26 protein-coding genes are annotated in these 26,785 nt (G+C 36.9%); 4 read left to right on the forward strand and 22 right to left on the reverse strand.

Annotated features, from left to right (window positions below; translation table 11 throughout):
* Nucleotides 1-4 precede the first annotated feature (4 nt).
* Complete coding sequence (locus tag ACSBFT_RS10435) at nucleotides 5-382, reverse strand: hypothetical protein (RefSeq protein ID WP_489604565.1); 378 nt, start codon at nucleotides 380-382, stop codon at nucleotides 5-7.
* A 500-nt stretch (nucleotides 383-882) separates the two neighbouring features.
* Here ACSBFT_RS10435 and ACSBFT_RS10440 point away from each other — a divergent pair, with 500 nt between their 5' ends.
* Together ACSBFT_RS10440 and ACSBFT_RS10445 are read left to right on the forward strand one after the other, a co-directional pair.
* Entirely contained in the window at nucleotides 883-2,202 is a 1,320-nt protein-coding gene (locus ACSBFT_RS10440) for a sugar MFS transporter (RefSeq protein ID WP_489604566.1), read from the forward strand.
* On the forward strand, nucleotides 2,199-3,191 hold the full coding sequence (locus ACSBFT_RS10445; protein WP_489604567.1) for a Gfo/Idh/MocA family protein: 993 nt from the start codon (nucleotides 2,199-2,201) through the stop codon (nucleotides 3,189-3,191). The genes ACSBFT_RS10440 and ACSBFT_RS10445 overlap by 4 nt, the downstream gene beginning before the upstream one ends.
* Here ACSBFT_RS10445 and nagA read toward each other — a convergent pair.
* The 11 genes from nagA to ACSBFT_RS10500 all read right to left on the reverse strand — a co-directional run bounded on the left by nagA (nucleotide 3,186) and on the right by ACSBFT_RS10500 (nucleotide 12,453).
* A complete protein-coding gene (gene nagA / locus ACSBFT_RS10450; RefSeq protein WP_489604568.1) occupies nucleotides 3,186-4,370 on the reverse strand; it encodes an N-acetylglucosamine-6-phosphate deacetylase in 1,185 nt (394 codons plus the stop codon). The two genes, ACSBFT_RS10445 and nagA, sit on opposite strands and share 6 nt — an antisense overlap.
* Nucleotides 4,360-5,139 carry a glucosamine-6-phosphate deaminase gene (locus ACSBFT_RS10455; RefSeq protein WP_489604569.1) on the reverse strand — a complete coding sequence of 260 codons (780 nt, stop codon included), beginning with the start codon at nucleotides 5,137-5,139 and terminating at the stop codon, nucleotides 4,360-4,362. The genes nagA and ACSBFT_RS10455 overlap by 11 nt, the downstream gene beginning before the upstream one ends.
* A 1,391-nt stretch (nucleotides 5,140-6,530) precedes the next feature.
* Nucleotides 6,531-7,307, reverse strand: coding sequence for a hypothetical protein (locus ACSBFT_RS10460; protein WP_489604570.1), 777 nt, complete (start codon nucleotides 7,305-7,307; stop codon nucleotides 6,531-6,533).
* A 250-nt stretch (nucleotides 7,308-7,557) separates the two neighbouring features.
* Nucleotides 7,558-7,833: a hypothetical protein gene (locus ACSBFT_RS10465; protein WP_489604571.1), complete on the reverse strand. Its 276-nt coding sequence runs from the start codon at nucleotides 7,831-7,833 to the stop codon at nucleotides 7,558-7,560.
* A gap of 6 nt (nucleotides 7,834-7,839) precedes the next feature.
* Nucleotides 7,840-8,217 carry a cupin domain-containing protein gene (locus ACSBFT_RS10470; RefSeq protein WP_489604572.1) on the reverse strand — a complete coding sequence of 126 codons (378 nt, stop codon included), beginning with the start codon at nucleotides 8,215-8,217 and terminating at the stop codon, nucleotides 7,840-7,842.
* A gap of 266 nt (nucleotides 8,218-8,483) precedes the next feature.
* A complete protein-coding gene (locus tag ACSBFT_RS10475; protein ID WP_489604573.1) occupies nucleotides 8,484-8,840 on the reverse strand; it encodes a bleomycin resistance protein in 357 nt (118 codons plus the stop codon).
* 30 nt (nucleotides 8,841-8,870) lie between these two features.
* Complete coding sequence (locus ACSBFT_RS10480) at nucleotides 8,871-9,515, reverse strand: hypothetical protein (RefSeq protein ID WP_489604574.1); 645 nt, start codon at nucleotides 9,513-9,515, stop codon at nucleotides 8,871-8,873.
* Nucleotides 9,516-9,528: 13 nt separating this feature from the next.
* Nucleotides 9,529-10,035, reverse strand: coding sequence for an RNA polymerase sigma factor (locus tag ACSBFT_RS10485; protein ID WP_489604575.1), 507 nt, complete (start codon nucleotides 10,033-10,035; stop codon nucleotides 9,529-9,531).
* On the reverse strand, nucleotides 10,035-11,090 hold the full coding sequence (locus ACSBFT_RS10490) for an alpha/beta hydrolase (RefSeq protein ID WP_489604576.1): 1,056 nt from the start codon (nucleotides 11,088-11,090) through the stop codon (nucleotides 10,035-10,037). The genes ACSBFT_RS10485 and ACSBFT_RS10490 overlap by 1 nt, the downstream gene beginning before the upstream one ends.
* A 378-nt stretch (nucleotides 11,091-11,468) precedes the next feature.
* Complete coding sequence (locus ACSBFT_RS10495; RefSeq protein ID WP_489604577.1) at nucleotides 11,469-11,732, reverse strand: helix-turn-helix domain-containing protein; 264 nt, start codon at nucleotides 11,730-11,732, stop codon at nucleotides 11,469-11,471.
* Between the two features lie 445 nt (nucleotides 11,733-12,177).
* Entirely contained in the window at nucleotides 12,178-12,453 is a 276-nt protein-coding gene (locus tag ACSBFT_RS10500) for a transposase (protein ID WP_489604578.1), read from the reverse strand.
* A gap of 193 nt (nucleotides 12,454-12,646) precedes the next feature.
* Between ACSBFT_RS10500 and ACSBFT_RS10505 the strand changes: the two genes are divergently transcribed.
* Together ACSBFT_RS10505 and ACSBFT_RS10510 are read left to right on the forward strand one after the other, a co-directional pair.
* Entirely contained in the window at nucleotides 12,647-13,879 is a 1,233-nt protein-coding gene (locus ACSBFT_RS10505) for an alpha/beta hydrolase family protein (RefSeq protein WP_489604579.1), read from the forward strand.
* Between the two features lie 53 nt (nucleotides 13,880-13,932).
* Nucleotides 13,933-16,005 carry a hypothetical protein gene (locus ACSBFT_RS10510; protein WP_489604580.1) on the forward strand — a complete coding sequence of 691 codons (2,073 nt, stop codon included), beginning with the start codon at nucleotides 13,933-13,935 and terminating at the stop codon, nucleotides 16,003-16,005.
* Between the two features lie 377 nt (nucleotides 16,006-16,382).
* Here the strand turns inward: ACSBFT_RS10510 and ACSBFT_RS10515 are convergent, their stop codons facing one another.
* The 10 genes from ACSBFT_RS10515 to hsdR all read right to left on the reverse strand — a co-directional run bounded on the left by ACSBFT_RS10515 (nucleotide 16,383) and on the right by hsdR (nucleotide 26,743).
* Nucleotides 16,383-17,348 (reverse strand): nucleotidyl transferase AbiEii/AbiGii toxin family protein, encoded by a 966-nt coding sequence (locus ACSBFT_RS10515; protein WP_489604581.1) that lies wholly within the window; start codon nucleotides 17,346-17,348, stop codon nucleotides 16,383-16,385.
* Between the two features lie 64 nt (nucleotides 17,349-17,412).
* Complete coding sequence (locus tag ACSBFT_RS10520; RefSeq protein ID WP_489604582.1) at nucleotides 17,413-18,024, reverse strand: DUF6088 family protein; 612 nt, start codon at nucleotides 18,022-18,024, stop codon at nucleotides 17,413-17,415.
* 605 nt (nucleotides 18,025-18,629) lie between these two features.
* Complete coding sequence (locus ACSBFT_RS10525; protein WP_489604583.1) at nucleotides 18,630-18,914, reverse strand: hypothetical protein; 285 nt, start codon at nucleotides 18,912-18,914, stop codon at nucleotides 18,630-18,632.
* Nucleotides 18,875-19,549, reverse strand: a complete 675-nt coding sequence (locus ACSBFT_RS10530; protein ID WP_489604584.1) for a hypothetical protein — start codon at nucleotides 19,547-19,549, stop codon at nucleotides 18,875-18,877. The genes ACSBFT_RS10525 and ACSBFT_RS10530 overlap by 40 nt, the downstream gene beginning before the upstream one ends.
* Nucleotides 19,550-19,858: 309 nt before the next feature.
* A complete protein-coding gene (locus tag ACSBFT_RS10535; RefSeq protein WP_489604585.1) occupies nucleotides 19,859-19,990 on the reverse strand; it encodes a hypothetical protein in 132 nt (43 codons plus the stop codon).
* A gap of 11 nt (nucleotides 19,991-20,001) precedes the next feature.
* Complete coding sequence (locus ACSBFT_RS10540) at nucleotides 20,002-20,322, reverse strand: hypothetical protein (RefSeq protein ID WP_489604586.1); 321 nt, start codon at nucleotides 20,320-20,322, stop codon at nucleotides 20,002-20,004.
* A 107-nt stretch (nucleotides 20,323-20,429) separates the two neighbouring features.
* A complete protein-coding gene (locus tag ACSBFT_RS10545) occupies nucleotides 20,430-21,128 on the reverse strand; it encodes a hypothetical protein (RefSeq protein WP_489604587.1) in 699 nt (232 codons plus the stop codon).
* A gap of 83 nt (nucleotides 21,129-21,211) precedes the next feature.
* Nucleotides 21,212-22,954 (reverse strand): restriction endonuclease subunit S, encoded by a 1,743-nt coding sequence (locus tag ACSBFT_RS10550; RefSeq protein ID WP_489604588.1) that lies wholly within the window; start codon nucleotides 22,952-22,954, stop codon nucleotides 21,212-21,214.
* Nucleotides 22,955-24,382, reverse strand: a complete 1,428-nt coding sequence (locus ACSBFT_RS10555; protein WP_489604589.1) for a class I SAM-dependent DNA methyltransferase — start codon at nucleotides 24,380-24,382, stop codon at nucleotides 22,955-22,957.
* Nucleotides 24,383-26,743: an EcoAI/FtnUII family type I restriction enzme subunit R gene (gene hsdR, locus ACSBFT_RS10560; RefSeq protein WP_489604590.1), complete on the reverse strand. Its 2,361-nt coding sequence runs from the start codon at nucleotides 26,741-26,743 to the stop codon at nucleotides 24,383-24,385. It abuts the gene before it with no gap.
* Between the last annotated feature and the right edge of the window lie 42 nt (nucleotides 26,744-26,785).

The following is a 26,785-nucleotide window of genomic DNA, read 5'->3' on the forward strand; positions in this document are numbered from 1 at the left end:
TACTTTAACTGTTTCGAACTAATTCACTGTCCCTGTTATTTACCTTAATTGAATTATAACCAATAAAAAGATTCGGGTCTGAAATAGGATGAGATTTTAAATAAGAAACCAAATCGCCAATGGTCTTAACCTCAGAAGAATCAATATCATCTTCCTTAATAAACTCTGATACATCTATATCACATGAATATATCTTAGCTTCAAGTTCTGCTTCTGGAATATTGGTCTCCAAGAAAGCCAGTCTGGTCTTGATTAATTCTACTCTATCTAAGCTTACTGTAGAGGGCTCACAATAATCTACAAACTTGTCAGTAGTACAACACAGATAAAAAACCTTAAGTGTATTGTTAGATAAATGGTCTAAGCTATTATGGGTTTTCATATTCTTGTTTTTTTGCCATTCAAAAATAACTGAAATCTCAGATATATTGAATTTAAGCAATTTAAGCGACATACTTAATATTTTTAGTCTTTAAGAGGCAGATTTTTTGGGAAGAATTTATCAAATTATCTATTATTAAAGCCTAAAAAGTGGCTCACTTTAAACCGGAATATCTACCAAAGAATCATGAGGTCTATTTGCAATGTAATCATGAACCCAAAGCTCAGTTTACGCCCTAACTTCCTGAAGCTCCACAGAAAAAAAACACCAACCACCTTATTATTAAGTAGTTGAGGCTTTTTATTTGGGTTTCATCCCGTATTTAGCCCGATATCCCCTCTTCAAGGAAGCCTTTTTCCTCTCTTTGAAAAAGCGAAGTCTAAAATTAAAAAGCTGCCTTAATTGACCGATTAAGCAGGATAGCTAAAGAATGTCAGATAATAAACTAAACATTTTAGACTATATTTAAACTTATTATTCAACCATGTAAATCTTAATAAATGCCTGAAGCCGTTGCGGTAAGCTCTTTGAGTAAAAACGAAACCCGTATATCCATTGCAATAGTCGCAGTAATGTTTTTCATATTTGGATTTGTTTCTTGGATAAATGCTATTCTGATTCCTTATTTTAAAATAGCTTGTGAACTGACCAATTTCCAGGCATACTTAGTTGCCTTTGCCTTTTATATTTCCTATTTCCTAATCTCAGTTCCTGCTTCTTTTTTATTACAAAGAGTCGGATTTAAAAAAGGGATAATGCTTGGTTTTTGGATCATGTCCATAGGAGCATTTATCTTTATTCCTGCCGCTTATAGTCGTACTTATTATATCTTTTTAATTGGCTTATTTACGCTTGGTGCCGGTTTGGCCATATTACAAACTGCCGCAAACCCTTATATCACTATTCTAGGTCCAAAAGAACGAGCTGCCCAGCGAATCAGTATTATGGGTATTTGCAATAAAGCAGCAGGCATACTTGCTCCTTTAATCTTTGCTGCGGTAATTTTAAGAGCAACGGATAGCGATCTTTTTCAAAATTTGGCGAGCATGAATGAGGTAGATAGAGCTGCTGCCTTAGACGAACTCATTCAACGTGTAGTTACACCTTATTTAATAGTGGGCATTGTGCTCTTTTTATTGGGTTTGGGTATTCGTTTCTCACCTTTGCCGGAGATTGACACTGATGGAGATAAAGAAGTATCGGCTGATAACCAGACTGCTAAAAAAAGTATTTTCCAATTCCCACATTTAATACTTGGAGCGGTCGCGATTTTCATGCACGTGGGTACACAAGTAATCGCAATAGATACTATTATTGGTTATGCGGGGTCCATGAACATTCAGTTAATGGAGGCCAAGGTGTTTCCATCTTATACCCTGGCTACCACTATATGTGGTTACCTTTTAGGAATAGTATTAATGCCCAAAATTATATCTCAAGTTACTGCACTTCGGTTTTGTACGGTATTAGGCTTGATTTTGACACTTTTGGTGATTTTCACTAAAGGTGAAGTTGCGTTTTTAGGCATAAACGCTGATATTTCTATCTGGTTTTTGGTTTTAATGGGCTTAGCCAATTCCTTAATTTGGGCGGGCATTTGGCCACTAGCATTAGATGGTTTAGGTAAATTCACCAAACTTGGCTCGTCAATTTTAATAATGATGCTTTGCGGAAATGCTATTATGCCACTGGTTTACGGCCATTTTGCTGATCTTTATGATGTGAAGTCAGCCTATTGGGTGCTCTTCCCTGCTTATCTTTACCTAGTATTTTACGCTATAAAAGGACATCAATTTAGAACATGGAAAATTTCAAAATGAATAAACTTACAAGACGTGATTTTTTTGCACCCGTTTTAGCTGCAAGTATTGGCTTGTCATTTGTAAAAAAGGCCAATATTAATATAAATAGTATGAAGGGTAAGCGTGTTGGAATTATTGGCCTGGATACTTCACATTCGGTAGCGTTTACCAAATCACTTCATAGAGGAGATGCTGCTTTTAAGGGCTATAGCGTGGTTGCCGCCTATCCACAAGGTAGTTTGGATATAGTTTCTAGCACAGAAAGAATCCCTGGCTACATAGAAGAGGTCAAGAAAATGGGCGTTGAAATTGTAAGCTCAATAAGCGAACTATTGAAAAAAGTGGACGTTGTTTTATTAGAAACAAACGATGGAAGAAGGCACCTAGAGCAAGCTGTAGAGGTATTCAAAAGTGGGAAAAGAACATTTATTGACAAGCCAATTGCGGCATCTTTAAAAGATGCACAAGCCATTTTTAAGGCCGCTGAAAATTATAATGTCCCTACATTTTCGGCATCTTCATTAAGGTTTGCCACGGGAATGATGGAAATCAAAAATGGGTCAATTGGTAAAATTTCCGGAGCAGATACCTTTAGTCCAATGAAGTTTGAAAAGACTCACCCAGACTTATTCTGGTATGGAATACATGGGGTAGAAATGCTATTTACCGTCATGGGAACTGGCTGTGAAAGTGTACAAAGAACCATTGGTGAAGACCAAGAAGTAGTTACTGGAATCTGGAAAGATGGGCGTATAGGTACCTTTAGAGGCATTAAAAATGGGAAGCAAAACTATGGTGGTATGGCTTTTGGCGAAAACGGCATAAACCCTCTTGGTCCGTATAACGGCTATGACCCACTTTTAATCGAAATTATTAATTTCTTCGAAAGTGGAATACCACCAGTAGACAAAAATGAGACACTTGAAATGTGTGCATTCATGATGGCGGCAGACGAAAGCAAGAAAAAAGGAGGAGCATCGGTTAGTTTGAAAGAAGTTGGTTTATAAACTATAAACCACCCTTCCTTCTACCATGGTCATTTTGATATTAATTCCCTCATCAAAAATCAGAATATCCGCATCTTTACCAACTTCTAAAGAGCCTTTTTGAGCATCAACTTTCATGATTCTTGCTGGGGTAAGACTTGCCATTTCTATGGTTTCCAGCATAGGTACTTCAGCCATGGTGAGCATTGTTCTAACCAATCTATCAAATGTAGACACACTACCTGCAAATGAACTTTTGTCTGGCATTTTGGCCACGCCTTCCTCTACCAATACTTCCACACCGTTTTTGTAACCTCCAAGTAAAGATTTACCTTCAGGCATAGCTGCGGCACGCATACTGTCCGTAATGAGTGCTGTTCTTTTTGGACCTTTAATCTTGTAAATAAGCTTTAGCAGTGGGGCTGGTAAATGTGAGCCATCTGCAATAATCTCCACATCCATGTCATCTATTAGGTAACCAGCTTCTACCACACCAGCATAGCGGTAAGTATTCCGACGTGTAACCCCAAGCATCGCAGAATAAAAGTGAGTTGCCAAAGTATAACCATTATGAAATGCTTCTTCAGCTTCTTCATAAATGGCATCTGTATGTGCTATGGCGGCAAGAATATTGTTTTCTGTCAAGTATTTCCCAAACGCCATAGCACCGGGCAATTCTGGAGCAGCACTCCATCTTTTGATACTTTTATAGTTTGCAATAAGCTCTTTGTACTCTTTTTCATCAGGATTTCGGATAAATCGTGGGTCTTGAGCTCCCCTTTGACTCATGGCGAAATATGGACCTTCTAAATGGATTCCCAAAAGCGATGCCCCATTCTTGTTTTGCTCTTTCGCTTTTTCAAATGAATTTAAAGTGGCTTCCAAGTCCTCTGGCTCAGCAGTCAAGGTAGTTGGGAACATGGCTGTTGTGCCAAATCTTGCATGGGTTTCGGCAATTGTTAAAAAGGCTTCTGGCGTACCATCCATAAAGTCGCTGCCACCGCCACCATGGATGTGTATATCAATAAATCCAGGAGAAATGTATTGGCCTTTGGCATCAATTTCTATGGCCTCTGGAAATGCTGGATTGCCCTGTTCTATTCCAATTATTTTACCATCTGAAACAAGAACAGATGCTTGTTCTAAAATTGCTATTGGCGTGATTACTTTGCCGTTTATTATTTTGATTTTAGACGACATGCTTTACTATTTTTGATTTGGCTAAAATGCTTTCAGGCAAAAGGCTCGCAGCATTCTTATCTAAGAAATACTCACAATTTGAATGAATTTGTAAAATACTGGCGGGATGAAGATTAGTAACTTCCCCATTCAAGCAATCTCTAGCTGCTTCAGCTTTTCTAGTATCAGGAACGGAACAAATTAGATGCTTCGTTTTCATTATTTGCTTTATAGACATGCTAATAGCTTGTTTTGGAACAGCATCGAAACTTTCAAACCAACCTTCGCCAAACTGCTGCTGACGACAAGCTTCGTCCAAATCCACGACTATGTAAGGCTCTTCTGTCTCAAAGTCAGCTGGGGGATCATTAAAGGCTAAGTGTCCATTTTCGCCAAAACCCACGAATGCTAAATCAATAGGATGTTGTTTAATTAATTCACCAAGTCGCTGACATTCTTTTTCGCCATCCACTTCTCCATCAATCAATACTACTTTTTTAAAACCTGGTTTAATCACATTAATGACTCTATCCAAAAGGTACTTTCTAAAACTTGCTGGGTGGGAAAGTGGCAAGCCTAAATATTCATCAAGATGGAACATGGTTATTTTATCCCAAGCAATATTTTTTTCTGAGAGTATTTGCTTAAGCACATCAAACTGACTTGCACCAGTTGCTAGGATAATATTTGCTTCACCGCGTTCGGCAATTGTATTTCTAAGGATTTCAGCTGCTCTTTTTCCAGCGGACACTCCCATTTCTTCAGGAGTATTGAATATTGATAAATTCATGGTTGAATTGGGTTTTAACCCTTAAGAATGTTTAATGATTGTATAGAATTATTAAAAATAAACATTTCAATAGAACTAGTCCTAAATCAGTGCACAAAATGAAAAAGGAATCCCCTAATAGCTGTACGAATTATTTGAAAAATTCATCAGCAGCATAAATAGGGCTATCTTACGATTCAAAGACACTGAAACCAAACAAATGGAATATGTACTTATAGGTACATTAATGAGCATTACTCCTACTATTCTTTTGGGAATATTAGCCCACTATTTAATACTTTCTTTATAAGTGAGGACTTTAGAAGCGTTTTACCAATAATAGGACGCAACACAATGGGGTTGACCGGTTTTAACGGCATGAAGCTCATGCGAGTATAAGCATGTATGGAGTTAGTAGAACCTCCATTTAAAAATTCTTCTAAACAAAAAGAAGCAATACTCAGTATACCATGGCTGCTTGAGCTAGATTAGATGAACTAAACGCCATATCTCTCTCCCGCTCGCCTCTGCCGTGGGAGAACCAGAGGTGTCAACACGCAGAAGCGTTTTCTTGCGGTTTTCTTACCAGTAAATAGTATCGGAGGAAAGGATTGAATTAGGTACGTCGGACGGCTTCTCAAGCTCGAAAAACAAGACCGAATAAATATCTAAAAGGATCGACAGGGGCCATGTTCGGACTTAGGGTTAGAATCCTTGCAGTTCCACTTTGTAAACCTCAATTGTCATATTAGTAGATAGTTGAGGTTTTTTATTTGAATTCTAGTCAACTTTTAGACAACCAATTGCTCATAATAAATTTTCAACCTTTAGTGAGCGTACCTTCCCGCATGGTTTTGCCACAATACGTCATTACCGATTTTTAGCGTCTAAAAACAAAGCGAAAGAATTAAATCAAGCCAAAACTGAATTTAAACAGGTACAGTGGAAAAAGAAGCACTATAGTTGGCAAGAAATAGCAGAAGAAAAACTAGACATTCCGCTAAATCAATGGCAAAAGCAATACACTAAAAATGATTAGAAGCTTAGAACCCGAAAGAGGACCACCAACACGTATAAAGCCAAACTTAACAAAATGGTAGAAAGTAAAAATAATGGCTCAAAAAAAGTACTCAGCTGGGAGAGCTATGTCTATAGCTGACATTTTACTAAAGACGGGTATTTAAAAGGTAGGAATAGACGGATGCTTAGGCGAAATCAAGAGAGCAAAATTGAAATAATGGCTACAGAAACGCCTTCTTAAAACACAAATAACAAACGAGTTCCATTGAATCCCTCCCGATAGCTATCGGGAGTATTTGTCTGGGTGCTTGAGCTCAATCCCGATAGCTATCGGGATTCAAATGAACCGAAGCCTTAATCGCTGCATTCGAGCCTAATTGTTAGGCACAGGTTTATATTCCATTCACCAATATTCTATTTAGGATAGCTACTAAAATAAATAGAAAAATTAAGGGGATTGAGATATTCTTATTTATTGACTTTTCTTTTGAATCTTTTCTTATTTTATTTTTGCTCCCGATAAAAGTTCCAAAAATAGCCATGATTGAAAAAGGTGCACAAACAGTTGCTAAAATGCTTGCTATATGTGGGATTGGGAATTGAAAAAGAGTTATCACAATTATACTTAGAATCAACGGAATTAGAAATAATGTTATAGACCACTTTTTTCTATTTATTTTAACAGAGCCAAATTCTTCAATAGCGTATCTTTCAAATTCCTTTGTAGATTTCATTAGTATTAATGTAATTAGCACAAGTGCAATGATTGAAATTATTACCTGAATTATTATTGGAACATTTAGCAAGGAAAATACTTTGCCTGTATCTCCAATAGGAATTAAAGGTGCAATCATTAAATATCCAAAAAAAGTAATAATTCCAGCTAAACCAAGCCATAAAACAAACAATGATTGAGGACTTGTTTTCATAACCTTTGAATATTGATAGGCGACAATTCCTTGTATTAAGGAGAATATTGGGGCTATTCCTGCAATCATCATTTCATGACTTTTAACATCATTGATTTTGGAGAATACTTTATTGTGATACAAAGTAGTTTCATAACCTAAAGTTATTGACATTACATAATGTGCCAGTTCATGTAAAATTATTGTCAATAAAAAAGCAGTTGTTAGTCCGATTGTTGAATTGATGATACTTTTTGTCATTTATTATTTTTCTTGTGCTTAACGTTTATGTATATGAGATGTGGCGTGTTTGGGCACAAACCTTTCTAAATAAAAACGGGCTTTGGAAAATCCAGTGATTTTCCAAATAGGCAACATCCAAGCCATAGCTTATATAATGTGTTGGCGGCTACCGCTTCTTTTCGTTCGTTGACGTGTCAACAGTTGAAAACTCTTATTTAAGTCGTCCGAAATGTCAAAAAATGCCCACGAATGTCACACACTGATAAAATCATTCCTTTATTTGTGCTTTAATTGGTATCGGGAAATAGTCAGAGTTGGAATATTTGTAACCTGAAATTTTCGCTATTGGTAAGAGTAAAAACTTTATAATTTTTATAACTGTCGGTGTTGGACCATCCTTCAAATAAGAATCAAAATCACTACCCCATGCCGATAATTGAAGCAATAATTTCGGAGATTTAAAAATTTCAGGATTATCTTTTGAAACGCCGTACAATTGAGTAAGTGTAAATGCAAAACCTTCTGGAACCTCGCCATTTGCCACTACCCATTAATCATTTTCGTTAAAAAATTTATGATAAGTTCCTTTCGGGACGGTAAAGGATTCACCTGCATTTAATATTTTTTTCTCTCCATTAACAAGTAAACACAATGTACCTTCTGAAACATTAAAAGCTTCGTCGAAATTTGTATGTACGTGTTCAAGTGGACCTTTTGCAAAAGGCTCAATTCTACCCATCATATTTACTTTATGATTGCTGTAACCCAGTATAATTTGTTCATTTCCCTGTTGTTTGTTGCCGTAAGAAGTATTTGGTGCAAATACCTTAGTAAAATCTGGTTTGTTGGTAGGGTATAAATTTACTATTACACATATAAGTAAATAGCCCAAAACACCATAGAATAAAAATTTCAATACTTTTCCCATTTTATTAATTTTGTTAAAGTCAAAAAGTTTATTTCTCTAAATTATCCACTGGGAGCGATTTTTGCAATATCCGCCAACGTTTGTGTTTGCGTATGTAATTTAATACAATTCACCTATTAATGTAAACATCTTGTTAGTTGTCGTGTTTACCCTCTCAAAAGAGCATCAATGAGCTATGAACGTCTATTCTTGTGAATATTCGGCGTAGCTCAGCTTCTTTTCGAGGTCTTATAATGTAATACATTGTTAGGTGCTGACTCTCTATTTCATAACAATATACTTTGTCCGAATGTCAATAGATTATTATCAGGATCTAATAAAGCAAATTCCTTTTGTCCCCAAGGTCTTGTTCCTAAATGTCCGTTAGGATGGATTTCAATTTTGTTATCTGTCATAGATTTATATAAACCACTAATGTCGTTGGTGCGTATATATACTTGTCCATAATTTTCTTTTGGGTCGAGGCCTTTGAATTCGAAAAAATGAATTTCTATTTTCTCTTTTATAACCATTAAATAGCCTTCATAATCTCCTATTTCTTCGAAACCTAATTTGTTTATATAATAATGTCTTGTTGCGTTTTTATCACGCATTGGCAATTTAGGATTTATTTCTGTTAGCATAATTCTAATATTAAATTTACATTTATCTTATTATTTATATCCTTCCACCTGTTCCAACAATTCCATAGATTTCATTAATGGCGTCCATTCTTTGCCCCTAAAAATGAGTTGAAACCATTTCTTATTTCTGTTCTCATATTTAATGTTGAAGAATAGCCAAATAGCAATAACTGTAAATAAAATTGTAAAAAACAGGGTAACTACCCATTGTAGAACACCCCAATCTGATAGCATAGATTCGTTCCACCAAAAAGTTGTCCAAACAGGTAGTTGAAGCAGGAGAATGCGAGTTACACAAAGCGTTGACATTTTTAGACTTACCAATTTATTTTGTGTCCTTATAATCGGGTCAGTTATATCCACTTGGTAAATCGTGATTAGCTGATAGAGATAAATAAACAATGCCATAGCGGTCAAACCAACCTGGATAGAAGCCGAGAAGAGAAAAAACTTATTAGCCTCAGAAAATGAGTTTAAATAAATTAAACTCAAAGCAATTACCCCGAAACCAACCCATAAAATGCCAACCAATAGCGTAAAAATCTTAATTGGTTTCATTGAACCTAAAATGCTATTAACCTTCATTCGGGTTATATCTTCAGTGTTTTTTTTGTTTATGACAATGCTCTCGTCCAATTTATCATTGGTGATTTGCCAATTTTTTTTTAATTCCAACTCGTTCATTGCTTTAAGATTTTAATAGTGAAAATTGTGTCTTTAATTTGTCTTTGATACGACTTATTTTAGTTCCTACATTGCTTACCGACATCCCCAATATTTCAGAAATTTCAGTATGACTCTTATCTTCCAAATACAGTATCATCAATGCTTTGTCTATCTCTTTGAGTTCGCTAATAAATTGTTCTAATAAATTCAACTGTCTTTCGTTTTCCGATTTGTCTTCGATTTGGGATTCCATCATTTGCTCATTCAAATCGGTATATTTCTTTGTTCTTGTTGAATTTTTATGGAAAAATGAGATAGCAACATTTAGCGAAATACGATATAGCCAAGTTGAAATTTGATACTGGTCATTGTATTTGTGGATAGACTTCCAAATTTGAATCATCATTTCCTGTATGAGGTCTTGTCGGTCTTCTTCGTCTCGGCAGTATGCACGAGCAACCTTGAACAAAATACCTTTATGTTGTTCAATGATTTCCTGAAAAATTTGCTGTTGTCTTTTTCTGCTCATTACAATTTTGAAAACCAATCTTTGATAAAAGTAAAAGATTGTGCGTTATGTCTTACACCATTATGCGAAGCGTTGTCAATTATCTGAAACGCTCCATTGCTGTTTTTTAAAATGGCTTCTTTGGTTACTTCTGGCGAAAAAGCTTCGTCTTCACTTCCCATTAATACAAGTAATGGTATGTTTACCGCCTTTAATCCTGCCACATAATCATCAGGTGTCATACTTTTATTGGCACGATAGCTATATTTTCTTAAAGGAACGGCTTCAGGTAAATTGAAAAACAATACGGGTAAGCTGTCATAATCGTGATTTTCAATATCATTGAGCATAGTCAAACCTATTATCCGTTCAATGTGGATTTTCAAAAATGGTTCTTCGGTTATGTTTTGGTTAGCTTGTGTTTGCGGAAAGGCAGGTGAGTTATGTCCGATTAGCGGTGCGAAAAGTAAAAAGCCATCAGGTTGTTCATATTGCTTTTCCATTGCATAACGTAAAGCTACTCCGCCACCCATAGAATGACCGGCAATGATTATTCTTCCACTGGGTTTTTCTTTACGGATTGTCTTTAAAATATCAGCCAAATCATCTACATACTGGTTAACGTAATCAACATCACCGCTATTTCCTTCGGATTGTCCGTGTCCCCTTAAATCAATAGCGTAAACTTCCGCTTGGGTAGCATCTTGTAGTAATCCTGCCGTTTTATTGTACATATAAGCATTGCTACCAACACCGTGAATAAGAATAATGGTATTGTACGATTGTTTGGCAAACCTATACGCAAAGATTTTTTTATCGCCACGAACAGTAAAAAATCGGTTTTCTGTTTTATAGACCTGTTCAAATCCCATTTCTGCAATTAATGCTGGGTCTGGCTCAGTCTGTTGGGCTGCAGGGTTAAATATCGGCTCAGGTGTATGTATAAGCTTTGTAGCTTCAATTGTCAAGCTGTCTTTGTTGCCACCGAAATACAAATCCAACATACTTTGAGCAGAAACGGAAGTACTTCCTAAAAAAAGGAAAGTTAGAAAAGTATAAATTTTAAAATTCTTCATTTTGCGATATTTTAAGTCAAACTTGTTTATCTAATTATTCTCAAGTCCATTCAAAAAATCACAGATGTCAGAAATCTTTTTTTAATGCTTCAAGTTGTCGGATACAATTTATTGATTTTTTGTCGGTTGATTTTCTTTCGCACGGTCGTCTTTTACTCTTGCACCTAACGTGAGGGCTTTAAGTAGTGCTATTTAAAGTTGTGCCGCTCGCATATCTTGTAGTTAAATCTTTGATTTGATGCCCTTTGTTTAGTTCTATAAATATGCCAAATCAAAGATTTGGAGGTGTTTCTTATAACGATATACTTTCAAATATCTAATGTGCTCGCATTAGTTCAAGCCTCGTGTTATAGCTAGTGTTTCAACTTTTAACCAAGTTTATACTTCTAATGTATGTTTTAAAAGTCCGCCAAGTCCTTGTTGAATTATCTTCATCAAAGTTGAAAGTCTTATATCCGAAGCATTATTTTCTATTCTTGAAATATACAATTTGATTGTTCCGCATTTTTCAGCAAGTTGTTCTTGAGTCATGCCGAGTTTAGTTCGAGCTTCCTCTAAAAGTACTCCAAGTCTAAATGATTCAAACTCTTGCTCACAGGCTTCTCTTTTTGATTCGCCCTGTTTGCCGTATTTATCTTCCAATTATTGTTGTGTTGTTATATTATTATTTGTTTTCATTTTCGTATTCCTCTTAAATTTTCAGTGCTTTTTCAAATTCATCCTTCGGCGTTTTTTGAAATTTCTTTTGAAAAGTATTATCAAGAACAACAAGATTAATACTCTGTGGTGTACTTACCCGTGGCAACAGCTCTCAGACCCATTATTCCGTAAAAGAGCCGCTCTATTCGCTAGATATTCACTTTATATCCTAAGCCTCTAATCCAGGCATGCATCATTGGAGCACCTTTATAAGGGTGACTCAGGTAATGTTCATCCGTTAGTCGCATCAACTCTAAATTCAACTTTGATTCGCCTTTGGGTTTATAATAAAACCCCGATCTGGACACTTTCAGAAAGGCAGTCTATTTTTGTATACTGAGCTTAGGATGATCCCTGCTTATCAAACTCCTACGCTCAGCAACGCTTTTTAACGCAAGGCTTTCGTTAAAAAATCATTGGCCACTTTCAACTCACCTATCGTTTTAAGCAGATTTTCTTTTTCAATTTCTGACTCACTTCTTTTATCCTTCTTGGAGGATTCGAAAACGGTTTCAGCGTTGTTAAGAAACTCTCGTTTCCATGTACTAATTTGCTGTGGGCTCAGTTCAAACCTCTGAGCCAATTCGGCCAATGTCTGACGCTCCTTAAGAGCTTCCATCACGACCTTTAATTTGAATTTTGGGGTAAACTTTCCTCGTGTCATTGTTCAGTAAATTTAAGATGAATAATTGTCTTAACTTACTGTCTAGATTTTGGGGGGATCATCAAATAATACATCTGAAGTAGAAACAATCTTATTGATTTCCGATTCTAAGAATGAGTGCTATTATATTTGTTGCAATAACTATAAAAGAATTTTAACGAGCTCAAAAATGTATTTTACCAAACACTGATATATGGTTAAATTATTCCCTTTAAAAATATTTATTCTTGTATTCATAATTTCCTTGGCAAGCCTTATTATTTCTTGTCAAGGCAGTAGTAAGGTAGAAGAATCAAAAAATGAGACCTTAATAGAAAAGTCGAAAGCAGGTCAAATATATCACCTCACAGAAGCCGAGGGTAAGAAATACCTTAACGATATCAAGCAATCAGTCTTAACCGCGGAAGACTGGCAAAAAAGGGCCAAAGAAATTCGTTCATATCTATTGAAGGCAACAGATTTAGTCCCTCTACCTGAAAAATGTCCACTTAATCCCATATTTGGAGATATAAGAAAATTTGATGGCTATCAGGTTCAAAATGTTGCATTTGAAAGCCTGCCAGGTGTTTACGTTACGGGTTCATTGTATAGCCCATTAAAGGCGATTGAAAAGCCTGCCGGTATTCTTAGTCCACATGGACATTGGCCAAAAAGAGAAGATTACGGCCGGTACAGAGCAGATGTGCAAAACCGATGTGCCTCAATGGCACGTATGGGAGCTGTTGTTTTTTCCTATGACATGGTCGGGTATGGACAACTAGCAGAGTTTGGCTGGGTTCATGAAGCTCCTGAAACTATGAAATTGCAAATCTGGAACAGTATCAGATCTGTTGATTTCCTGCTTAGTATAGGTGTAGATCCCAAGCGGATTGCTAGTACTGGTGCTTCAGGAGGTGGAACCCAAACTTTTCATTTATCTGCGGTAGATTCAAGAGTTTCAGTTTCCGTTCCAGTCGTAATGGTTTCGTATCGTCACTTCGGGGGCTGTGTCTGCGAACTAGGTATGGATATACAGAAAAATGGAAAATTCAAATATAATAATGCGGAGATAGCTGCATGCGTAGCACCTAATCCAATGCTTCTGGTTTCTGTTGGAACGGATGCCACCGAATTTACACCGAATGTCGAATTTCCGTTTGAGCAGTATATATATGGCTTATTCGGTAAATCTGAAATGGTTGAAAATGCTCATTTCGCCAACGAGGATCATGGATACGAAGCAAGTAAAAGAGCTGCTGTCTATCCTTTTTTGGCGAAGCACCTAGACCTTGATGTTTCAGCAGTTTTTAATAGCGATGGAACTTTGAACGAAGATGGCATCACCATTGAAAAAATTGAAGCCCTTTACCCTTTTGATGAACAGCATCCATTTCCAAAAGAAGGTATCAGAACTAACAAAGATGTGATATGGAACTGGAACTTATAAGCTCAACCGATTAAAACGAAATATAACTTAGACCCTAATACCAATTATATAATATGAAAAATGGAATACAGTTTGTGCTGTTAATCCTTGTTTTGGCAGGATGTCAACAAGGGCCAAGGTACAATGAAATACTTTTAGCTGATGATTTTAGTTCAATTCGGCGTGGACCCTATTCGGTAGATGTAGGTGCCCATACCGAATATCATTATTTGCACGAAGCAGCACCAAGGTCTCAATGGGCTGTCTCTACTTTTACTTGGGATTCTGATTTTAAACGTGCATGGCATGTTCGTCAGGAAGGAAACGATCGTCAAATGATTCAGGTAATGACAAATGATGAAAAAAGGCATACGCATCCCATGGTGGTTGCAGGTGAGCAGGACTGGGCGGATTATGTTGTCAATTTACAATTCACACCTCAATCGAAAGAATTCCAGTCCGGATTGACTTTTCGTTATCGTAATGACCGAAATTATTACTTCGCAGGTGTAAAAGGTGATTCATTGATTCTTAAGATGGTGGATGATGCCACTGGCTTTCATCAACCGTATGAAGAGATTTTGGGATCAGCTTTATTGGAATGGAATCCAGAGGAATTGTTGACTCTGAATGTAAAAGTTGAAGGAAGTAATATATCATGCAGTATCAAAGATGTAACTATTGACGCCGTGGATGAAACCTATCCTAACGGGAAAATTGGTTTGTTGGCGGATATACCTACCAAATTTCACCAGATAGAAGTCAAAACATCGGCTGATGAATTATCAAAGCTGAAAACTTCGAGGAAAGAATATGCACTTGAACTTGAAGGCATAAAAGAATCCATACCTGAAATGAAAGTCTGGAAAAAAATCAACACAACAGGATTTGGTGTCGGTAGAAATTTGAGATTTGGCGATCTTAATAATGATGGGACAATTGATGTTTTGATTGGTCAAGTAGTTAATCATGGACCTCAGGATAAAAACTCTGAATTAAGCTGTATGACAGCGATGACTTTTGATGGAGAAATACTGTGGCAAACAGGAACCCCAGACCCATGGAAAGTCAACCTTACAAGTGATGTTGCCTTCCAAATTCATGACTTGGATAATGACGGAAAGTCTGAGGTTATATATACCATGAACAGGGAATTGATTGTAGCTGACGGAGCCACTGGAAAGATTAAATATAAAAGAACAACACCCATGGTTACCGATCAGGAAATTATTAGTCCTGAGACGCACAATATGTATGGTAACATCTTAGGTGACTGTCTTTATTTCTGTGATTTTAGGGGAAAGGGCTATGATAGTGATATAATTATAAAGGATAGATATGAGCGGGTTTGGGCCATGGATGATCAATTAAATATTCTTTGGTACAGTAAACTTAACACTGGCCACTATCCGTTTGCTTATGATGTAGATGAGGATGGTAAGGACGAGCTCTTGATAGGGTATTCCCTACTAGATGATGATGGTAGAACCATGTGGACACTTGAAGATAAATTAGATGACCATGCCGATGGGGTTGCTGTGGTAAAATATACGGAAGATTCTGAGCCAATGGTTATGTGTGCGGCCAGCGACGAAGGATTATTCTTTGCTAACCTTAAAGGAGAGATTACCAAGCATCATTACATAGGTCATGGGCAAAATCCAGCGATAGCCAATTTTAGAGATGACCTGCCTGGATTGGAGACCATATCCATGAATTTTTGGGGGAATCAAGGTATAATACATTTTTATGATGCGAATGGAGATATTTATCATGATTTTGAACCCAATCAATATGGCAGTATGCTGCTGCCGGTCAATTGGACAGGAAAATCTGAGGAGTTCTTCGTTGTGAACCCAAATGTTGATGAAGGAGGCGTATTCGATGGTTGGGGCAGGAAAGTTTTAGATTTTCCGGATGACGGTCATCCTGATATGTGCAATGCCGTTTTGGACATTACGGGAGACGGTAGAGATGAAATTGTAGTTTGGGATCCAAATGCTATATGGATCTATACCCAAGTGGATAATTTATCTCAAGAGAAAATTTATCATCCAATTCGAAATCCACTTTACAATTACTCCAACTATCAAACCACTGTTTCACTACCCAATTGGAAGGAGGCTGAAATAAACCCTAAAAAATAACGGATATTAAAACCCTTCTACTTTAGTCTCTAACGTTTAAAAAAAATGCCTCTCATGAGGTATTTTTTTTGTGATGATACCCCGAAAACTGGACATTAAGTTAAGACAATTATTACTCTTAAATTTAAAGAACAATGACAAAAAGGAAACTTTATGTAAAATTCAAACCAGATGTAGTGATGAGCAATTAAGAAAAATTAAATAAAGACCCATTTTAACCGAAGGCTTAATCGCTGCATTCTAGCCTAATTGTTCAACACTTCATATATTAAGGCATAGCTTTACTACTGGCTCACTTTGAACCGGAATGGGTGGCTCACTTTCACCGGAATATATAATCCAGTGGTCAGTCATTGGCTGTTGGTGATTAGTTATGATTAATCGGCTGTTGGAAAAGGTAATTCAAATTGCCAACCCACCTCTTGAAGTTTTGCTCCCAAATCCGATAAATTATTAATCAGGTCATCAAAACTTGGCTTGTTTTCTTCATAAATCATATCTTCTTTCATTTTGGCATAATCAGCTTCCCAATCAGCAATCACTTCTTGGGGTGGGGTGGGATTCAGTGTTTTAGGATTGTGTAAGTTGTAATCCACTTCACCTACTCTTGAAAACTTGTAGCGGTGAGCTACGATGGTTTCATATAATTCTTTATCACTAATAGCTTTGTCTGCAATTCCTGCTTTAGAGAGTTGAAAAACATCATACAAATGGCGGCTTAATCTATCTACTCGCATTTTTTCGGCAGGGCGATGAAACTCTTCGTGCAGTAAGAATAGCTTCTCTAAAAAAGTACGTTCAGGATTTACGGTTGGTACTTTAAACAAGGATTCAGCAAAATCTTTTCCTTCATAAACTTCATCAACTAACGATCCGAAACTTTTAACAGTAAACGGCTCACGTAGCGACCTGCAACTGATTTCTATTTGCACTCGTGGCAATAGATATTCAGAATTGGCAGTGATTATATTGGGATAGTATATTTCAATTATTCGCGGGTCTTGGTCGCTATCCGCTGCTTCTATTACTTTAAAATCAAGCCCAGGAAACCCCTTTTTCTGAAACTCCTCTTGCAATTCTTCAAAGAATGTACCTGTGGTATATATGCCTGCTTCTTTCCTTAATTTGGTGATTTTAGATTTTGAAATGTCTCCTTTATATCCTTCAAAAAACTCCTTATCTATCGCCAAATCAATATCTTCTGAAAAGCGATTTATCAATTTCCACGCTTTGCTAAGTGATGTTCCACCTTTGAACACCAAATGTTTGGCAATATCCATTTGGAAGATGATTTTTAAGGTGCGGCTTACCCACCAGTCTTTTTCTATAGCAAAGGCAGACATACCAGTTTGTTCTGCTATTTAAGTATAAGCATTTCGCTTAGTACCTTCGGGTATGTTAAGCCACTTAATCATTGTCTTTCGGTTTTAAGGCTTTACGCATAATTATTCTAATCCACTCTGGAGCTAATTTTATGTCGTGTTCTAGGCGATAAGCCTCTTCATTTTTAAGATGACCCAGAATGATTTTCATTTCCGCTTCTGTTACTTTGTCTTTCCCTATTTCTTTTAGAGCTTGTATAACCAAGGTGCTAATTTTACCGATAGTAGCCAGATTTCGGGGAGAGGTTTTTTTAAAAACAATTTTCCTTTTACCCAAATCTATCTTCCTTGCCGAACCGTCTGTATAATATACCACGTTCATTGGCACTTGGGTAGAAAGCCCCAAAGCGTTTAAGGCCAAACTACCTGTAGGTACAATCCTCGCCTTATCTCGCCTACGAATGGCCTCAGCAATGGCCTCAGCACTTGGCCTCAATGGACCTAATATCGGATCAATAGCTATGCGTGAATAAATGCCTCTTGCCACTCGGTGCAGCTCTTCTTTTTGCACCAAACGTTCCAAAGCTTTTGACACAGCCTTAGCACTTCCTAATGACAGGAAATTATCAACAAAAAACAGCGAACCCCTCTCCGCTTTCTTTATCTTAACAATTACCTTATCATCAATACTTTGCATCAATTTTATTATTTATTATGTCGCAAATATAGTAGATATTTGCGACATAATAAGTGTATTTTCTGTAACATATACATACTAAATTTGTTACAAAACTTGTCTTTATTTGTAATAAAAAAACAAAAATTGGAACTAAAGCATAACCCCTACCAATCCGCTTTTAAATATTTCTCCAATTGTGGTTTTGCACCGCCTGTGGTCTTTAATACTTCGGCTCTTAGCAAACCTTTCTTTGTAAAGGGGCTATGTTTTTGCCTACGCCATCATCCGGTTTAGGGTCGTAGTTTTCGGCTATGAGTTCGTCTATTTTGGCAGTGAACAATTCTATTTCTTGCAATTGTAAGCGGCTGGTTTCTTTCTCGGCTTGTGCATGTGCAGTGTATAATAATGAATTAGAGTTAGCGAAATAATAATCCGCATTTCACACTAGCTTGATTTTCCTTCACCTGTTGTATATAATAATCCTAGGTGAACACTAACCAAATAAAAAACACCTGTACCATAAACTATTCTTTTTCAGATGCTTACAAGAACTTTCTAACCACTCAATATTAAGACATTTGTCCAGTTTATTATTAAAAAACTGGACAAAATACTTGAAGCGATTATTCTTTCTTTAAACTAATTACCTCAACAGCGGCAGGATATACATCCTCACCAACCTTTAACACAGGCTTCAGCTTTCCGCCTGTCATTTTCTTTTTTGCTATCCAATGCTTTTTCTGATCAGCCCAATAAACAAAACCTTTATCTTGATCTATGGCTATAGAACTTGGTAAATCAATGATTGTCTTCTTTTTAGGGTTGGAAACAAAAAAACTTATAACACCGGTATCTAGATTGATTTTTTTTACCGCATCATTAGTAAAGGGTCGCCATTCTGAACCCAATAAAGCTCATTCTTTCTTGCATATAAAGCTGCATGATGTGCTTTCCAAATTTTTTGCTCACATCCTAAAATCACTTTAGGTTGAGTAGGATTTAATAAATCAAGTGACATTAATTTACTGCATTTGGTAGCCTCATCATTAGCGAACCAATAAAGCTTCTCATTTTTATTATCCAATACTAGATTTCTGATGTTGTTTGGTAATTGAACGAGTTCTTCTATAGAATCACCGTTCATTCTATAAGTCCCAATCTGACTCTTACCAGAATAGCCATAAGTAACATAAATTAAATCATTCTTTTCATCTAATACGAAATCATAAGGGTCCTTATTAGGCTTAGAATTGTAATAAGTAATGACTAGCTCCTTAGCTTTACTTTTTAGATTATATTTGAAAATTGCTCTATGGTCAATGTAATAGAGATTTTCCCCCTTGATGTCAGACTGCAAAGTATGCAAATTGTTCCCTTTTCCTTCATGAATAGTTTCTACTTCACTTTTATTCTCAATGAAAGTTTTTAACAGAGCATATTGCTGATTCTCCGAATAATAAATCCTCGTTTTCGTACATGAAAAGGAAACCAAAAGAAGGATCACAATCAACAATTGCGATGGTTTATGCATTAGTATTTTCATATGCTTTTTTATTTAGGAGAAATCCCGACTGGGGGAAATCGTTTTGATTTATGGCTGTCAATATAAATCTAAGCTAAAATTCTCACAGTGAAAGTTTCCGTATGAAAGAGGACACTGATAAAATATAAAAAGTGCTTATAGTCAAACACAAATGTCAGGTCGAGCGAAGCCGAGACCCTCCAATAGCCTAAAAAGACTGCCCTCCCTGTCGGCCGACTTACCCATCGTTAGGAAGACAGGCAGGGTCTTCGCTCGGGCTGACATTATGAAACCTACCCCTACCCCTACCCCTCCAAAACCTCCCTTAAACTACTCCGCATTAAGTCCTGAAATTCGGTGTTGTTTTTGAATTTCCAGTGCCAAAGTCAGTTTGAAATCATCTTCAGAGTGACAAACAGGTCTTTCCGTACTTAAATCATTAATGATTTTTCTTAAATTCATTGTCACCTATTTTATGTCAATGACTTAATAACATCGGCTAAGTTTCCGATTTCGGTAAGAGCCTCCTCTTTTGAAATGTCTACTAATTGATTGTTTTGAACATGGATTGTCTTTACCCTAACAAAGTGTAGTAATTTGTGTAATTCGACTATTCCTCCATTTGTTGTATAGTCTATATTTTCATTTGCTATTTGAGAAGCATTCTTAAGTACAGCCCGAATCGGATACCATGTTTTCCCATATAAAAAGCAATGTAAATTAAGCCCATTACTAAATGGCACCAAACCATTTTCACAGTCTTTAATCGCCCTTTTTAGATGTTGTAATTCCATATTTCGTATTATAAGTTCTACTCACTCCACAATAACGTCTTATATATACATCAAGCCTTGTTTTTTTTGGTGGGGAGTTGGATTTCATATCTAAACTTCCTTGATTATTACTTTCCTATCTCTAAGCGTCTTTTATCTACCGCTTTAAAAAGGTCGTTAAATATCTTATTTAAAACCTTAAAGAAATCTACAAGAAATTGTTTGTCATCTATTCTAACAGAAATACCTTTATTTTTTTTACGAATTCTCAAGTGTTTTAAGCCTTCTAGGCTTCTCAACTCTGTCTTTGTTGAAGTACCGTCTTCATGAGATAATAGATTTCTAAGTTTAGTGTATTTACCAATTACTGGATACTTATTAAATAGCTCTTTTTCAAGACCATAAACCTCGATAAGATACTTTTTGTAATGTTCTAAATAGCTATTGGACGAAACATCTTTCAATTTAGTATCAAAATCAAATTCTGTTTCAATTTTTTCACAAATCTTGCTTAACGAACCTTCTAGCAGAGCAAAAGATGCAATGAAAGTTGCGACATATCCTCTAGATTTTATTTCGCTAACTAAATGTTCCTGATAGTCATATGGATGTGGTACACCCATTTCCCTTTCTCTTTCACAAAGGCTATCATAATAACTTTTTATTTTTAAACTTATTTCAGCGTTTAAATTCGTCCATGAATTCTCAATGTTTTTCAAAAGCTCCTCCATTGCTACAATAGAGGTCGAAATCTCCATCTCTAGCCAGTTTAATTCGTCCCATTCAAGAATTAAATCAAAAACGTTTATTGTATTATTCTTTGCCATTCTATTTATTTAAAAGTGTGTATATGTTTAACCTCATTTTTTTTAAATATGTCGATAGAATTAAAAGAATTGTATACCCCCCCCTACCCCTCCAAAACCTCCCTTAAACTACTACGCATTAAGTCCTGAACTTGGGTGTTGTTTTTAGCGATTTCTTGCTCTAGGGCATCACAAAAACCCATTAAGGCATTTACTTTTTCTACGATAGCTTTTTGTTCTTGATAGGGAGGTAAGGGTATCATTATCATTTTGCTCTTAGTTACGGAGATATTGTCCTGACCTGCTGTACCAATAAGTTCGATATGCTTAAGAAAAGAACCTGCTTTCAAAAAGGTATAAATCCAGACATTTAATTTTCTATCAAGCGGTTGAAAAAATGTAATGGCTTGGTTACAATTCCATTCTGGGTATGAATCTGGAATAATTGCAATCTTCCCTAAAGGAGGCCCAACTATATTCATAATCACATCTCCAGGTTTCAATATTGACCTTTTCAGTTTGGACAAATGATACTCTTCGTCCACAAATTGTTCGCGATAAGTAAAATCAATTTTTTGTTTTCTAATATTATACACCTTTAAATATGGCACTCCAGCTTCTTTGAAATACGGTTTGGGAGGAGTCGAGCCTGAAGATATATTTGGACATAAATCCTGCATTCTACACCAAACCCATCCTTCTGGAAGCTCATACGGAACCTCTTTATCTTTGATAGCGGGAAACATTTTTTCTTGCTTTATCTTTTTCTCCTTTATCAGCTGCTCTTTCTCTGCTCTGATGCGTTTTAGGAGTTCTGAGGCTGGCTCTAAAGGCGATTGCTGAGCTTGTTGAATCAGTCGCCATTTAGTGGTTAGTTTGCCTTGCACGGCCAATTGAAGCACCGCTTCTCTTAGTTTTTTGACATTGCTTTTTTCTGTGAAAAAGGTTTTGAAATGCTCTTGTAAAAAGCTCCATTCTTTGGCGGTATCGCCATTACTTAGTCTTTGCAAAGCAGAAACCACAAAATCCTCCTTAAGCTGAATTCTTTCTCTGGTTAAGGTCTCTAATTGCTCTACTTCTGCAAATAATTGATTGACAACTTCTACAATGGCTTTTTGTTCTTCGAGGGGTGGAAAAGGAATAATTAGTGGTCTAAGTTTAGCAATTGAAACATTTGCGATATTCGTTGTTTGACTTGAACTGGCTATCAGTTCTTCACGTGTTGTTGGGTTTCGAAGTAGAACCATTAAAAACTTGGCATCAAACAAATAAGTTCTTAATGATGAAATGAACCCTCCCAAAGTATAACTTCGGTCCATCTCCTTGTCAATTAGAGCAACTTTACCAACCAACTCTTTACTATTTGCCATTGACATAATGACATCACCGAACTTTAAAATCTGTTCCTTACGTTTAACATATTTCTCATCTATGTATAATAAGTCTTCCCATTCAATTTCATTTTGAACATTCGCAGTTCTTAAACAAGGAACCCTACCAACTCCATCTACTTTAAACTTTTCTGAACTGGGAAAAGTAATACCTCTTATAATCTGAATCACTTCACCTAGCCTAACATTAAACCATCCTTTAGGCAACAATAAAGCATCGGAAGCATCAATCTGAGGCAGAGCTTTTTCTAATTTGTTGTTATTCTCATTATAAAGCCGTTTTTTCTCCCTTTGTATTTTAGAAACTAAAACAGAAGCGTGCTCCACATCAGGATGCTCATCACGCCATTTTTTGGTCAATTTTCCTTCAACCGCCAATTGCAAAATCAAGCCCTTCAGCTCTTCTGCGTTTTTGGGGTGTAGTGTCAGCTCTTTGAACAGTTCTAATAGCTTCATTTATTGCAGAGCTTCTGTTAATACCTTAATAATCTCATCTTGTATGCCGCCTATTTGCTTCTCCGTAGACTTATATTTCTTAAGAATCACCTCAGGGCTTGCTAAATTATCCACCTCTTGGTGCGGGTTTTTAATGTCCAGGTTATAACCTCTAGCTTCTATTTCTTTGGCAGATACTTTCCAGGCATATTCGTTTTCTTCTCTCTTATTCCACCAAGCTTTTTCTAGGTCAAACTCCTTGATATGGATGGGCTTGCCTTTATTATAACTCTTTGCACCGTCTGGGTATGGGTGCTCAAAATACCACACATCTTTGGTGGCTTTGCCTTTCTCAAAAAACAAAACATTGGTCTTAATACCCGTATAAGGATTAAAAACGCCATTGGGCAGCCGCACAATGGTGTGCAGGTTACACTTGGTCATGAGCTCTTCTTTTACACGAGTTTTCACACCTTCGCCAAAGAGCGTACCATCTGGCAGCACCACCGCACAGCGGCCACCATCTTCCAGCAGTCTAATAATCAAAACCAGAAATAGGTCGGCGGTTTCTTTGGTTCTAAATTTTTGAGGAAAATTAGTCTCCGTACCATCTTCTTCCACACCTCCAAAAGGTGGGTTGGTCAGTATAATTTTCACCTTGTCTTTACTGCCCCAGTCGCTATAAGGTTTGCTCAGCAAATTATCTCTTCGTACGGCAGGCACATCAAAACCATGAATCATAAGATTGGTGGTACAGAGCAAATGCGGCAAAGGTTTTTTCTCTACACCCGTAATAGAGTTTTGAAAAACAACTCGCTCGTCTGGGTTTTTAATTTGCTTACGCACATGCTCTATGGCACAGGTCAAAAAACCACCCGTACCACAGGCAGGGTCTAATATTTTCTCACCCAACTGCGGATTTATAATATCCACCATAAACTGCGTAACGGCTCTAGGCGTATAATATTCCCCAGAAGAACCAGCCGACTGCAGCTCTTTCAGGATAGTCTCATAGATGTCGTTAAAAAGGTGCCTATCTGTGCTGCTATTAAAGTCTATCTTATTTATCTCATTAATTACCTGACGAAACAACGTTCCGTTTTTCATGTAATTATACGTATCCTCAAAAACCGAACGTATGATTTTAGCCTGTGGGCTAATGCTAATGTCTAAGTCTTTTAGGGCAACAAAAAGCTCATTGTCAATAAAGTCCATCAACTGGTCGCCCGTGAGACCTTCCTCATCTGCTGCCCAAGTTTGCCATTTTAGGTTTTCAGGAATAGGGCTTTTATAATTTTCTATGGTCAGCTCCCATTCTTCCTCTTTATCGGCAAAGATTTTCATGAAAATCATCCAGACCATTTGCGAAATACGCTGTGCGTCTCCATCTACGCCTGTATCCTTACGCATAATGTCTCTTATGCCCTTAATATTTACTCCTATACTCATTTATGCTATGTTACTGTAAATTTCTTTTTCTAATTCTTTGATAGCCAGTTCAAAGTCTTTGTTCTTCCCAAATGACCTTACCAACTCTATCACTGAACCCATTTTATTAAATGGGTCAAGGTTCAAAATTGCCCCTTTTTCTATGGAAGTAATGCCTTCCTGCTCATATTTATCCAACAAAACGTATAAGATTCGCTGAGCGGTTTCATTGTATTTGCCAAAGTAGTTTCGCTTGCGTACGTTATTTGCTCTTTCTTTTCTGGTGAGTGCTGGCTGGTCAAAAGCCACATGGCAGATTAAATCAAAAGGGTCTAAATCTTGCCCAACTTCTTCTTTCAAAGCTTCCAAAAGAATGCCATGCTCCGCCAATTCTTCTATCAAAGCCTCCTTTTTCTCGGCAGCATTCCAAGTATTTATAAAGTCGTCTAAGGACGTATACTCTTTGCTAATATTGGATTTGGTGTAATCTTTTAAAGACTCCGTAATTAGTTTGCCATCTACACCATAATACTGCACCCTTTCATGGGCAATGGTAACTGGCACTTCTTTTACGTAATATTTCTTTACCGCAGGTTCTTCTTCATCCCAAATCCCAAAATCATCTTTCAATATGTTTTCTTCGTCGATATCTGGAGTCTCATTGCTTATTTCATCTACCACTTCTTCAAACTCCTCTTCGGTCTGCGGTTCATAAATACATACAGGGTCGCCATCAAAGTCTGGGTCGGCAAAATGATTGGTGTTTTTCCTAAAATCCATGATGGTAAAATAGAGTTTACCTTCCGCTTCTCTAATTCTAGTTCCTCGTCCGATTATCTGTTTAAATTCTGTCATGGAGCCAATGTTAGATTCCAAAACTATCAGTTTCACCATTTTAGTATCTATACCCGTGGTCAACATTTTAGAGGTAGTGGCTATCACAGGATATCGCTCTTCCACATCTGTGAAATTATCAAGCTCTCTTTTACCTACTTCGTCATCACCGGTAATCTTCACAACGTAATATTGGTTCTCTGCTACCAAATCGGCGTTTTCATTAATAAGAGCCATTCGCATGCGGTTAGCATGGTCTATATCTGTACAGAAAACAATGGTTTTAGCAAAGGGGTCAAAAGACCTCAAAAAGGTGGTGATTCGTTTGGCTATGAGTTGCGTTCTATCGTCAATAACCAATGTACGGTCATAGTCTTTTAAATTATAAATACGGTCTTCTATTTCGTTACCATATTTATCTCTTAGGCCTTTAGTAGGTCGCCATCCTTCATCTACAGTAGTACTAATTCTAATAACCTTATAAGGAGCCAAAAAACCATCTCCTATGCCTTGCTTTAAAGAGTAAGTATAGACAGGTTCACCAAAATAACTGATATTCGAAACGTCTTTGGTTTCTTTTGGAGTGGCTGTAAGTCCAATTTGCGTAGCATTGCCAAAATAATCCAATATCTCACGCCAAGCCGAAGCCTCGGAAGCACTTCCTCTGTGGCACTCGTCTATCACTATCAGGTCAAAGAAGTCTCTGCTAAACTCTTTATAGGCATTCTGGGCTTCTTCTGTACCAGTTAATCCTTGATATAAAGCGAAATAGATTTGATAAGACTTGTCAATCTTTCTATTCTTAATAATATGCATGATATCATTCCCAAAAGGAGAGAAATCACCATTTTTAGTCTGGGTCAATAAGGCATTTCTATCGGCCAAAAAGAGAATTCTTTTCTTAATGCCAGATTTCCATAGTCGCCAAATGATATTGAAAGCTGTATAAGTCTTTCCAGTGCCTGTGGCCATTACTAGCAAGATTCTTTGCTGTTCTTTGGCAATAGCTTCAACTGTTCTATTGACAGCGTTTTGCTGATAGTACCTGGGCGACATGCCGCTATCATCCACAAAATAGTCTTGCTCCACTATTTTCCGAACGGGTGCTTCGGCCAAACCCTTGTATTTTATATACTTTTCCCAAAGCTCAGAAGGCGAAGGGAATTCATCTAGGCTTATTTCCTTTTCGATAACACCTTCGGGCAATGTTTTATCATGAAAAACAAAGGAGTCGCCATTGCTAGTAAAGACAAAAGGTACTTGAAGAATATCGGCATATTCTAAGGCCTGCTGCATACCTGCACCTACAGGCTTATTGTTGTCTTTAGCTTCAATAACCGCAATTGGATTGTTAGGCTTATGAAAAAGTAGATAATCTGTTCTTTTACGCTTACCTCGCGTACTAAGCTTTCCCTGAACAATAACCCGCCCATCGGTGAAGAAGTACTCTTCTCTTACCTGCCGCATCATATCCCATCCAGCTTTCTGAATAGCAGGATTTATAAACTTGGTGCAGATGTCTCTTTCAGTTAGGGATTTCTTGTTCATGGATATACTTTCTTGGCTTTGTCAAAAATAGGATTTATCTCA

The sequence above is a fragment of the Arcticibacterium sp. SM2516 genome, assembly GCF_057914865.1.